Source organism: Paenibacillus validus NBRC 15382 (genome assembly GCF_004000985.1).
In the GTDB taxonomy this organism is placed as follows: Bacteria; Bacillota; Bacilli; order Paenibacillales; family NBRC-103111; genus Paenibacillus_G; species Paenibacillus_G validus.
Genome location: NZ_BIMH01000024.1, coordinates 62,757 through 73,110 on the forward strand (window position 1 = coordinate 62,757; position 10,354 = coordinate 73,110).

Here is a 10,354-nt window from a genome sequence, read left to right on the forward strand (position 1 = left end):
TATCATATCACATTTTAAAGAAATACGCCGTTGGATTAATATTTATCGTTGATCCCAGGCAAAATCAGCTTCATCTCCTGCCATTCGTCGGCAAGGAGACGAATTTCGCCGGCGTTCCCGCTCCGTTCCTCCGCCGGCCCGAGCCCGGTCATGCACCAGGTGCCTCTGGTTTCCTGCACCTTGCGGGGGGCGAACCGAACATCGGCGCCATCCTTGCGGATTTGCAGCAGCGTCCGCATCTCGATCGCTTTCTCAACCATATCTTTGCGCGTAGATGGGTGATAATTCCGATAATCCCGCAGCCAAGCCGCCGGGATATCCCGCAGGTCCGGATACAGATCGGCAGGCTCAGGCAGCCGCGCTTCCATCTGAAAGTATGCGATGGAATGCCGCGAGTAGACGAGCCCCTTCGCCGTTCCGGCATCAAGCTCAAACTCCGGTTCACGCGGCGGCTGTGTTCTCTCATGCCCGGAATCCCGGAGCAGCGAAGGATAGCGGCGGCCTCCGCTTCCGGCAGCAGGATCGGCAGCCGGAAGCCCGGCCATAAATCCGGCCTTCTCCAATGCGGCGGCGAGCGGCTTGATATCGTTCTCGTCGATGACGTAATGCATGTCCCCGATCCGCTCGCCCAACAGCTTCGACACCGGCGGCAGTCTCGTTAAGGCTGCCGCCGTATCGGCATCGGCGCAGCGCAGCAGCACGACACGCGTGAGATTCGTTTTGCCGAACGGCTTCGCCCATTGCTCGACGGTCAACCGGACGTTGTCCGGCAGCCCGTATGCCGCGTGCTCTTCCAGAAAGTACAGCACGTCGTCCGCAGTTCTCCCCTGCTCCAGGGCATACTTGAGGCTCGCCTTGGTCAGTTTGGTTACGGAGAGCACGTCCCGGACAGGCGGGTCGCATAGGCAGATCAGCTCCCATTGCACCCAAAGCGGCACGTCAGGCGGTACGAGGATTTCGAAATCCGGCTGCACGAGGAAGGCACCCGGCATCTCCTCGACCGCCTCCCCCTCCGTACCGGCGGCTCGCCAACGCCAACGATAATACGTAGAAGCGCCTCCCTGGCCCTCGCGGCCGAGGCCGATGCAGCCTCGCTCCAGCCAGCCGAGCCCGGTTAACGGCTCCAACCATTGCTCCCTTAGCAAACGCACGCGTTCGGCCGCATCGTCCGAGTTTTCCGCGCCCTCGGCGAGCCCGTAACGGCGCAGCGAGCTCAGCAGCATCTCAGGGGCAAACCATTCGCCTTCCGGGATCGTCTCCAGCAGCAGCACTGCGTGCTGCTGCCACGCATAGGCCGGGAAGGCAAGCTCCTTCCACAGCCGGTACAACCGTTCGTTTTGCCGGGCACGGGTCGCGTGGAGAAACGAACGCAGTTGTTCTTCCTGCAGACGCAACCCTTCGTCATCCATCTCAAGCAATCCCATTTTCAGCAGCATATCCAGGACCAGCGCCGTCTTCAACGGGTAGACGTCCGCATAGGCATACTTCAGCGACACGCCTTGGAAGCACTCGTCTTGCCAAGGCAGCCCTTCATTCAGCCGTTGAACGGCTTTCTTCGGCAGCGTGCCGTTTTTTGTCAATTTCATATCCAGCTTCGCAATCAGCGTCAGGATGTCGAAGATGGCGATGACAGGTTCCCGGCCGCCCCCGGCTTGCAGTTCAATCGAACCCGGGTCCAGCCGTTCCTCCGCCGCTCTTTCGCCGAGCAGCGGGTAGAGGATGCGCTGCCACCGCGGAAGGGCGTCCTCAGGAAGCAGGTACACAAGCTCGCCCCACGACTTGCGGAATGCGAACACCAGTCCTTTACGCCGAATGCCGGCGAATCCGGCTTGTACTTCCGCACCGGATAGCGCCGCCCCAACCGATCGCTCTAAACGCGCGTCGTCAAAGGGTTCGCAGCCGATCCGCCGCACGACAGCGTCCAACACCGTACGTTCCGCCGGCGCAAGCCGATTGTACACAGTCTCCAGCACCACATCGTCCTGCCAAAGCCGCTCCAGCGCTTGTCCTCGCCTCAGCCACGGCGCATAAACGGTTTCCGCTTCAAGACGACCGCGCAGTTCGGCCGGCATCAAGGCAAGCAGTCGATCGTAATTCATCGCACGGTCACCTCCGACACACCGGCCGCACCGACCATCCGGTAGTTGTAGCCTTGTTCGATCAGAAACAACTGACGGTTCATCGCAAACTCCTGCTCCTTCGTATCTTCGCTGACAATCGTATAAAAGTAAGCTTTATTTTCTCCCGATTTCGGCCGTAAAATGCGGCCCAGCCGCTGCGCCTCCTCCTGACGGGAGCCGAAGCTGCCGGACACCTGTATCGCCACCGCCGCATCGGGTAAATCGACGGCAAAGTTGGCCACTTTGGACACGATCAGCACGGGAATTTCGCCGCTGCGGAAGCTGTGGTATAACGCCTCCCGCTTGTCGTGCGGCATCTCGCCGCTGATCATCGGCGCGCCGGTCCGCTCAGCAAGCTTGTGCAGCTGCTCCAAATATTGCCCGATGACGATTACCTGCTCGCCTTCATGCTTGCGCAATAACCCATCCACAACGTCCAGCTTGGCCCGGTTATTGCTTGCGATGCGCATCCGTTCCCGTTCGGCCGCCGACCGGTAAGCCTCCATCTCGGCGGGCGGCAGCGGCACCCGCAGCTCGACACATTCGACGGAGGCGATCCACCCTTGCGACTCCAGAGTTTTCCAGGGCATCTCGTACCGCTTCGGACCGACGAGCGAGAATACGTCCTCCTCGCGTCCGTCTTCGCGGATCAATGTAGCGGTAAGCCCCAGCCGCCGCGTCGCCTGGATATCGGCCGTCACCCGGAATACGGGAGCGGGCAGCAGGTGGACTTCGTCATAAACGATAAGCCCCCAGTCCCGTTTATTAAACAGGTCCATATGAACGAACGATTCGTTCTTCGACTTGCGGTACGTCAAGATTTGATACGTTGCGATCGTCACGGGGCGAACTTCTTTTTGCAAGCCGGTATATTCGCCGACCATATCCTCCGTGAGGTCCGTTTTATCCAAAATTTCGCGCTTCCACTGCTTCACCGACGTGCTGTTCGTCGTCAGAATGAGCGTCGCGCACGACAGCTTCCCCATCGCCGCAATGCCGATAACCGTCTTCCCTGCGCCGCAGGGCAGCACCAGAACGCCGCTGCCGCCCTGCATCGAGCCCTCGCGGTAGAAGGAATCGACCGCAGAGCGCTGGTAATCGCGAAGCGCGAAGGCGCCCGTACCGGCGGCATCCGAACGCAGCTGGATCGGCAGCGATTCGCCTCGGCTGTAGCCGGCAAGATCTTCAACCGGAAATCCGAGCTTGACCAGTTCCTGCTTCAATAAACCCCGGTACTGTGCAGAAAACCGCAGCGTCCGTTCATCCAGCTGGCATAGCCCATAGGAACGGAGCGATTTGTAACGAGCCATTTCCTTAATGATATCGATATCGTCGGAGATTAGAAGCAACTCATCTCCAAGCCTTTCCAACCGCACTAACCCGTACCGCTCAATAAATCGCCGGATGTCCTGCTTGACCGACACCGGGACGCCGAACTTCGAATTCGCTTCGAGAAAAGCGATCACATCCTCGGCCGTGACTCCCGCGGCAGCGGCGTTCCAAAGCGATAGCGACGACATCCGGTACGTATGCATATTATCCGGCGATTTGACAAGGTCGGCGTACCGGATCAGCTCGGCGCGCATTTCCTCAAATTGGGGGTGTCTCGTTTCCAATAAAATGCAGAAGTCGTGCTGTACAACGAGCGGCCGGTCTTTATGAAACGTAGGCATCGCAGTTCCCTCCAAGCATTGACAGATATTTGTAGTATGAGGGAACGGCGCACGATTTAAACCTCCTTTACCGAGAATCAAACTCGAAATTCCTTGAAAAACGTCGAAATTTGTGAAAAAATGTGTGGAGCAACCGATCTTTACCGTTGGGGCGGATCGGCGTAAAGGAGATTGCAATCATGATGAGACATCTTTGGGCGGCAGTGATCTGGGGAATGATATTCGTCTTGTCCGGGTGCGGGGTCCCGCCAGAGGGCACGGCTGGATCGGACGACGACGCATTCGTACAAGCCGTCTTGGCGGATTATCCTCAATTAAAAGGAAAGCCTTATTCGGTCGATCAAGTGAAACGTGTGGTCGACGGCGATACGTTCGAGACGGCCTCGAACAATAAAGTTCGCCTGATCGGCGTAAACACGCCGGAAAGCATCGGCAAAATTGAGCCGTACGGCAAAGAGGCCAGCGAGTATACGAAGAAACGTCTGTCTAATCGGAAGGTCTTTCTGTTTACGGATACAGGAAACACCGATACTTACGGCCGACTGCTGCGCTACGTATTCGTCGAAGGGGAGCGAATCATGTACAACGAACTGCTGGTGCGTGAAGGATACGCCAATCCGATGACCGTTCCGCCGAATGTGATGTATGCGAAGCTGTTCGTCCAGGCGGAGAGAAGCGCTCGCGAGCAAGGCAAAGGCTTATGGGCCGCAGGAAAAAAACCAGGCAGCAGCACTGGCGTCTCCGCGGGAACAAATAACGAAGCCGCCGATTCCACTTGCGCGAATCCGGAGATTAAAGGCAACATCAACGCCAGGAAGGAAAAAATATACCATGTTCCCGGCGGCCGCTACTACGAGCAAACCGTGCCGGAGCAGCTGTTTTGCAGCGCCAAGGAGGCCGAGAACGCCGGTTATCGCAAATCGAAAGAATAAGCAAAAAATCCTCCGGCTCCCCGGAGGATTTTTCATACGAGCGTATCATTTAATTGACGGTTTGTTTGTGGTTCTCGGAAATTTGGCTGAGCGCCTCGCCCGCCTCGTTCTCGAACTTGTCGCGCACCGCCAGATCCCCTATGGAGACGATACCGACAAACTCCCCGTTCTCGACGACCGGAAGGCGGCGAATTTGCTCCTTCGCCATCACCTTCGCCGCTTCATCGACGGTCGTATCCGGCGAGACGGATACGACTTTATCGCTCATCACCTCTTTAATCGCGGTGGATCCTTCCTTTTTAGCCGCAAAGCCGCGGATGACCAGGTCGCGGTCGGTCAGCACGCCGATCAGCTTCTTACCGTCGACGACCGGGATAAATCCCGTGTCTTCCTGCTTCATTTTTACGGCAGCTTCATATACGTTGTCCTTCAGCGTCACTGTCGCGCAATCTTTCGTCATGATTTCCCGAAGCGTCCTCGATGCCATCGCGCTCATCCTCCTGAGAAAAAAATCGGCGGTACGCCGTCTCCCATAGATTTGCCCTGGCGGCGCGATCCCATGCGCTTCGAAGAACTAGCACTTAACGGGAAGTCCGGTACTCGTTCATATAATCGAGCGTCATGCTCACGAACAGCTTCGCCGCGTGCAGCATCGCATTCTCGTCGATGTCAAAGCGGGGATGATGGTGCGGATAAACGATTCCCCGCTCCCGATTGCCTGCGCCGACGAACATGAAGCACCCCGGAATTTGCTCCAAATAATAAGCGTAATCTTCCCCGGCCATAATAAGCGGCGAAAGCTTCGTGCCCGCTTCCCCGAATGTCTGCGGCGCCGTGCGCAAGAACCGGTCTGCTTCCTCGGCATGATTAATGACCGGAGGATACCCCATCTTGTAATCAAGCGTGTACGTGGCGCCGTGCATCAAACAGGTCTGGCGCACGATCGTTTCCAGCCTGTCCTTTACCATCGACCTTAAGTCCGGATGAAAGGTCCGGACCGTTCCTTTCAACGTCGCCATTTCGGCGATGACGTTGAACGTCGTGCCGCCGTGTATCGATCCGACCGATACGACGCAAGGCTCCGTCGGATCGGCTGAACGGCTGACGATCGATTGCAGATTCACGACGAGCTGCGAAGCGACGAACACACTATCGATCGCCTCGTGCGGCAGTCCGCCGTGACCGCCCTTGCCTTTAATCTCGATCACAAACTCGTCCGCGGCAGCCATCATCGGTCCCGGCTTACAAGCCGCCGTGCCGACCTCGAACGGCGTCCATAAATGAATGCCGTATACGACATCGACACCGTCCAATGCGCCGTCTTCGATCATCCCCAGCGCTCCTCCCGGCGTCGTTTCTTCGGCAGGCTGGAACAGGAACACGACGGTGCCGTTCAGACTGTCGCGATGCCGGCTCAGCGTCTTGGCCACCGCGAGCAGCGTAGACGTGTGGGCATCGTGTCCGCAAGCGTGCATGACGCCGGGTACGGTCGATGCGTATTCGCACGCTTTCTCATCCTGAATCGGCAGCGCATCCATATCCGCCCGCAGCGCCACCGTCGGCCCTGCGTTCCGGCCTTCCAGCCGCGCAACGACGCCATGTCCCTTGCCCGCAAATGTACGGACCTCGAGTCCCCAAGCCAGAAGCCGTTCGGCTACGTAGGCAGCGGTCTCCGATTCGTAATAGGAAAGCTCCGGATTCCGGTGCATATGTCTGCGCCATTCGATCATCTCGGGAAAAACCGATTCAAGCGTTTCATTCATATTCATGGTCTTTCCCCCTTTGTATACGTCTTTAAGTCCACGATCCGTACCTTCGTTTCTTATTGTAACAAATGCGCGGGGCGGTTTCATCCATGTGTCACAAAATTTCAAATTTTCCCTTTGACGCCGCTTGGGCGGGATGCATTAGGCTTGCACAAGTAAGGGAAACATACTATCATGAGTAAAGTGATGTACATAGATTAGGAGGGCTTGCTGTGATTATTGAGAACAGTGGATTGAAGGGCTTGAAAAGCGATCTCGCCCATTTGGACGAAAGTATGGAGCAACTCGGGTTCGTGCGTTGGCAATGGGAGTACTACCGCGCCACTTACGACCTGAAGCTGGAAGATAAAGCAAACCGCGAAGATTACTTCCTGCGCATCAATACACGGGTGGAAAGCGGTAAATTGGAATCCCCTTACGCGATTCTTTACATTGAAGACGTTTATATCGGAAGAGCGACCTTCCCGCACGGTTTGGACTATCAATCTCCGGTGCCGGACTCCATCATGAAAGCCGTAAACGGTAAACTGGCGGAATTGAAAGTTAAGTTGACCCACTAAGCGGAGACTCTCGATGAATTCGCCGCGACGAGGAACGCCTGATTTTCTGCTGCTCTTTCTGACGTTTTTACTCGTGTGCATCGGTTTGGCGTTCGTATTCAGCGCAAGCGTAGCGATGAACGATCCTTGGAGTTTGGTCATTAGGCAAGGCTTGGCCGTCGGCTTGGGAACGGTCATCATGTTCTTTTGCATGAATGTCGATTTCCGCAAGTTTCAGAAATGGGTGGCCCCCTTCCTTACCTTCTCCATCGTGCTGCTGCTTCTAGTGCCGATCGTCGGACGCGAAGTGAACAACGCCAAAAGCTGGATTTATATCGGTTCCTTCGGTTTGCAGCCTACGGAACTCGCCAAACTGGCCGTCATCCTCTACTTGGCGGCCTTGCTTAGCAAAAAGGGGGATAAAATCCACGATTTCAAGCGCGGACTCGTTCCTCCTTTGCTCGTTGTCGGATTCCTGTGCATGCTGATCATGTTTCAGCCCGACCTTGGTTCCACCATGATCGTAGTTTTGAGTGCGGCGCTGGTCATCGTCGTTGGCGGCGCCAGCATCAAGCATATTATGCTGCTCGGCGCAGCAGGCGCCTCCGCCCTCGCGCTGCTGGCGTCCGTTTACTTGTTAAAAACGGGTGGAGACAGCTATCGGGTCGACCGGTTTACGACATTCTTGGACCCGTTCGCCGATCCGCAGGGCGGCAGTTTTCAAATCGTACAGTCGCTTTATGCGTTTGGACATGGCGGTCTGACCGGCGCCGGCTTCGGACAAAGCGTCCAGAAGCTGCACTACCTGCCGGAAGCGCACAACGATTTTATTTTCTCCATTATCGGCGAAGAGCTCGGCTTTATCGGATCATCCATATTTTTGATTATTTATTTAGTATTCCTGCTGCGCGGTCTTATCGTGGCCTTACGCTGCAAAGACTTGTTCGGCATGCTGGCGGGCGTCGGTATCGTCGGCATGATCGGCATCCAGGCCTTCATCAACATCGGCGGCGTTACCAACACCATTCCGATGACCGGTGTTACGCTTCCACTGATCAGCCAAGGCGGAACATCCATGCTGGTGACGCTGATGAGTCTCGGAATTCTGCTCAGCATCTCGCGGGAATACAACCGGCCGGATAAAGAGCGGGAGCCGGGAAAGAAATTGAATGAGCGCCGATGGGCGAGATAGAGAGAAAACGGGAAAACCTAGCGGCTCAACGCTAGGTTTTTTTTGGGTATTCGGATGCTGATTTTCATCAGGGATTAGGTTTGTCCGGAACAAAAGATGGCCAGAACCAGTATTCACTTCCTTGAGCTATAATTAGAAGTTCAAGCCAGGTCGCAAAATCCATGTTCAAGTCAATGGCATACTCATATGAATTGATACAATCTTGCCAAAATAAATAGTTTTTTCCCTCAATATAGGCTAGAGAGTCAATGAAAATCATGGCGGTGTTCGCCATTCAATGCTCGCACAATCTTTTCTTGATTCATCTCATTGTCACATCATTTCGAATAATTAATCCGATGGGCATCTCGCCCCGGACATGAAAAAGCAGAGGGCGATTTCTCGGCACCCCCTGCTGCGCTATCTTCCTATTTTACCCGATGCTGCGGGTCTTCGGTATGTACCGCTTCTTCTTCGCGGAAGGCGACCCCTTCCACTTTCACGTTGACTTCAATGACCGATAAACCGGTCATGTTCTCCACCGCTTCGCGCACGTTCTCTTGAAGATCGCGGCAAACCTCCTGGATCTTGCTTCCGTAGTGAACGATTACGCGCAGATCGATGGCGGCCTCGACTTGACCCACTTCAACGGAAACGCCCTTTTGCGCGTTTTTCCCGCTCAGGCGCTTGGCCAATCCTTCCGACATCCCTCCAGACATGGCGGCGATCCCCGGCGTCTCCAATGCAGCGAGTCCTGCTATGGTTGCAACGACGTCATCTGAAATGCGGATAAGACCAGTTTGAATTTCTTCGTTCATGAGGATCACTCCTTCACCGATTATACTTCTATTGTAATAACTTCTTTCATGGAAAGCAAATCCAACGTACCCTCGGATTGACAAGGTTCGACACCGGTGCAGCTGATAGTTCAAGGCTTTTCCCGGTGCTTCGCCCTTAGCGTTATTGCACCGCGATTCCGTACTTTTCATCACCGGACTGCGGGTCCAATAAATATTTTGATTGCCTTACATCTTGTAGGGGATTAGAATATTGTTTGTTGATTTAAGGAATACTTTCCCATATGAGGTGATTGTTATGAGACGATACGGTTTTGCCATCGGACTAATCGCTAGCTTCATTTTGAGCGGAGTGGCTCATTATGTCGGCGCTCCAACCTTTAGCCCAACGGTGCAATTTCTGATTTCCGCGGTATCGATCGTGTTCGTTGCCGGGTTTCTTGGCAAAGCGACGGAAAGCGTCGCTCATTATGCCGGAGAACGGCTCGGCGGTTTTCTGAACGCAACGTTCGGGAATGCGGCGGAGCTGATCATCGCCATCTTTCTGGTCAAGGACGGCATGTTCGACATCGTCAAGGCGAGCGTCACCGGTTCGATTATCGGCAACATGCTGCTCGTGCTTGGATTAAGCGTCCTGCTCGGCGGGTTGAAGTACAAAGAGCAATCGTTCAACCTGAAGCTCGCCGGCCATAACGGCTCGCTCATGCTGCTCGCCGTCATCGCACTGTTCATTCCCGCCGCCTTCACGAAAAGCTTGACGACGAACGAGACGATCAACCTAAGCATTATCGTTTCCGCTATCCTTATTGTCGCCTACTTGCTGTGGCTTTACTTCTCGATGGTCACCCACAAAGACGAGCTTTCGGACCCGGTTGTCGAGCATGGAGAAGCGGCCTGGTCCAAAGGGACCTCCGTGCTGTTTCTTATCCTTGCCACGGTCATGGTCGCATTCGGGAGCGAATGGCTCGTGGGCACGCTCGAAGGCTTCAGCCATCAATACGGATTATCCGAGCTGTTCGTAGGCGCTTTCCTCATTGCGATCGTCGGCAATGCGGCCGAGCACAGCGCCGCTATTATTATGGCACGCAAGAACAAAATGGGCGCCGCGGTCGAGATCGCGATCGGCAGCAGCCTGCAAATCGCACTGTTTGTCGCGCCGCTGCTCGTCCTCGTGTCCGTATTATTCGGCAAAACGATGGACCTCGTCTTCACCGGGTACGAGCTGGTCGCCATCGGCGTCGCCGCCTTTATTGCCAAATCGATTTCCAGTGACGGAAAAACCACCTGGTTCGAGGGCGTCCTGCTCTTGGTCGTGTATCTGGTGCTCGGCATCGCCTTCTTCCTCGTTTAACCCAA

At 55.5% G+C, this 10,354-nt stretch carries 9 protein-coding genes; 4 read left to right on the forward strand and 5 right to left on the reverse strand.

The annotated features are described in order from the left end of the window. Positions 1–35: 35 nt before the first annotated feature. Both PVA01S_RS16230 and PVA01S_RS16235 read right to left on the reverse strand, forming a co-directional pair. The gene (locus PVA01S_RS16230; RefSeq protein ID WP_127608482.1) at positions 36–2,099 is read right to left on the reverse strand and encodes a helicase-associated domain-containing protein; all 2,064 of its coding nucleotides are present in this window, start codon (positions 2,097–2,099) and stop codon (positions 36–38) included. After that, positions 2,096–3,793: a DNA repair helicase XPB gene (locus tag PVA01S_RS16235; protein ID WP_127608483.1), complete on the reverse strand. Its 1,698-nt coding sequence runs from the start codon at positions 3,791–3,793 to the stop codon at positions 2,096–2,098. The genes PVA01S_RS16230 and PVA01S_RS16235 overlap by 4 nt, the downstream gene beginning before the upstream one ends. 179 nt (positions 3,794–3,972) lie before the next feature. Here PVA01S_RS16235 and PVA01S_RS16240 point away from each other — a divergent pair, with 179 nt between their 5' ends. After that, positions 3,973–4,725: a thermonuclease family protein gene (locus PVA01S_RS16240; protein ID WP_127608484.1), complete on the forward strand. Its 753-nt coding sequence runs from the start codon at positions 3,973–3,975 to the stop codon at positions 4,723–4,725. A 49-nt stretch (positions 4,726–4,774) separates the two neighbouring features. On the opposite strand, the gene PVA01S_RS16245 is transcribed toward PVA01S_RS16240, so the two are convergent. After that, complete coding sequence (locus PVA01S_RS16245; RefSeq protein WP_054797028.1) at positions 4,775–5,212, reverse strand: CBS domain-containing protein; 438 nt, start codon at positions 5,210–5,212, stop codon at positions 4,775–4,777. 94 nt (positions 5,213–5,306) lie between these two features. Continuing rightward, positions 5,307–6,494: a M20 metallopeptidase family protein gene (locus PVA01S_RS16250; RefSeq protein ID WP_127608485.1), complete on the reverse strand. Its 1,188-nt coding sequence runs from the start codon at positions 6,492–6,494 to the stop codon at positions 5,307–5,309. A 209-nt stretch (positions 6,495–6,703) separates the two neighbouring features. Here PVA01S_RS16250 and PVA01S_RS16255 point away from each other — a divergent pair, with 209 nt between their 5' ends. Both PVA01S_RS16255 and ftsW read left to right on the forward strand, forming a co-directional pair. Beyond that, positions 6,704–7,051 carry a YugN family protein gene (locus PVA01S_RS16255; protein ID WP_054798753.1) on the forward strand — a complete coding sequence of 116 codons (348 nt, stop codon included), beginning with the start codon at positions 6,704–6,706 and terminating at the stop codon, positions 7,049–7,051. 13 nt (positions 7,052–7,064) lie between these two features. Then, positions 7,065–8,222 carry a putative lipid II flippase FtsW gene (gene ftsW / locus PVA01S_RS16260; RefSeq protein WP_127608486.1) on the forward strand — a complete coding sequence of 386 codons (1,158 nt, stop codon included), beginning with the start codon at positions 7,065–7,067 and terminating at the stop codon, positions 8,220–8,222. 407 nt (positions 8,223–8,629) lie between these two features. Here ftsW and PVA01S_RS16265 read toward each other — a convergent pair whose 3' ends face one another. Continuing rightward, positions 8,630–9,019 (reverse strand): Asp23/Gls24 family envelope stress response protein, encoded by a 390-nt coding sequence (locus PVA01S_RS16265; protein WP_127608487.1) that lies wholly within the window; start codon positions 9,017–9,019, stop codon positions 8,630–8,632. A 277-nt stretch (positions 9,020–9,296) separates the two neighbouring features. On the opposite strand from PVA01S_RS16265, the gene cax reads away from it, so the two are divergent. Further along, a complete protein-coding gene (gene cax / locus PVA01S_RS16270; RefSeq protein WP_054797026.1) occupies positions 9,297–10,349 on the forward strand; it encodes a calcium/proton exchanger in 1,053 nt (350 codons plus the stop codon). Positions 10,350–10,354 lie beyond the last annotated feature (5 nt).

What these genes read in the sequence shown, in the direction of transcription:
- PVA01S_RS16265 (WP_127608487.1), bottom strand. Translation starts at nt 9,019, where the DNA reads ATGAACGAAGAAATTCAAACTGGTCTTATCCGCATTTCAGATGACGTC.
- PVA01S_RS16235 (WP_127608483.1), bottom strand. Translation starts at nt 3,793, where the DNA reads ATGCCTACGTTTCATAAAGACCGGCCGCTCGTTGTACAGCACGACTTC.
- PVA01S_RS16245 (WP_054797028.1), bottom strand. Translation starts at nt 5,212, where the DNA reads ATGGCATCGAGGACGCTTCGGGAAATCATGACGAAAGATTGCGCGACA.
- PVA01S_RS16230 (WP_127608482.1), bottom strand. Translation starts at nt 2,099, where the DNA reads ATGAATTACGATCGACTGCTTGCCTTGATGCCGGCCGAACTGCGCGGT.
- ftsW (WP_127608486.1), top strand. Translation starts at nt 7,065, where the DNA reads ATGAATTCGCCGCGACGAGGAACGCCTGATTTTCTGCTGCTCTTTCTG.
- PVA01S_RS16240 (WP_127608484.1), top strand. Translation starts at nt 3,973, where the DNA reads ATGATGAGACATCTTTGGGCGGCAGTGATCTGGGGAATGATATTCGTC.
- cax (WP_054797026.1), top strand. Translation starts at nt 9,297, where the DNA reads ATGAGACGATACGGTTTTGCCATCGGACTAATCGCTAGCTTCATTTTG.
- PVA01S_RS16250 (WP_127608485.1), bottom strand. Translation starts at nt 6,494, where the DNA reads ATGAATATGAATGAAACGCTTGAATCGGTTTTTCCCGAGATGATCGAA.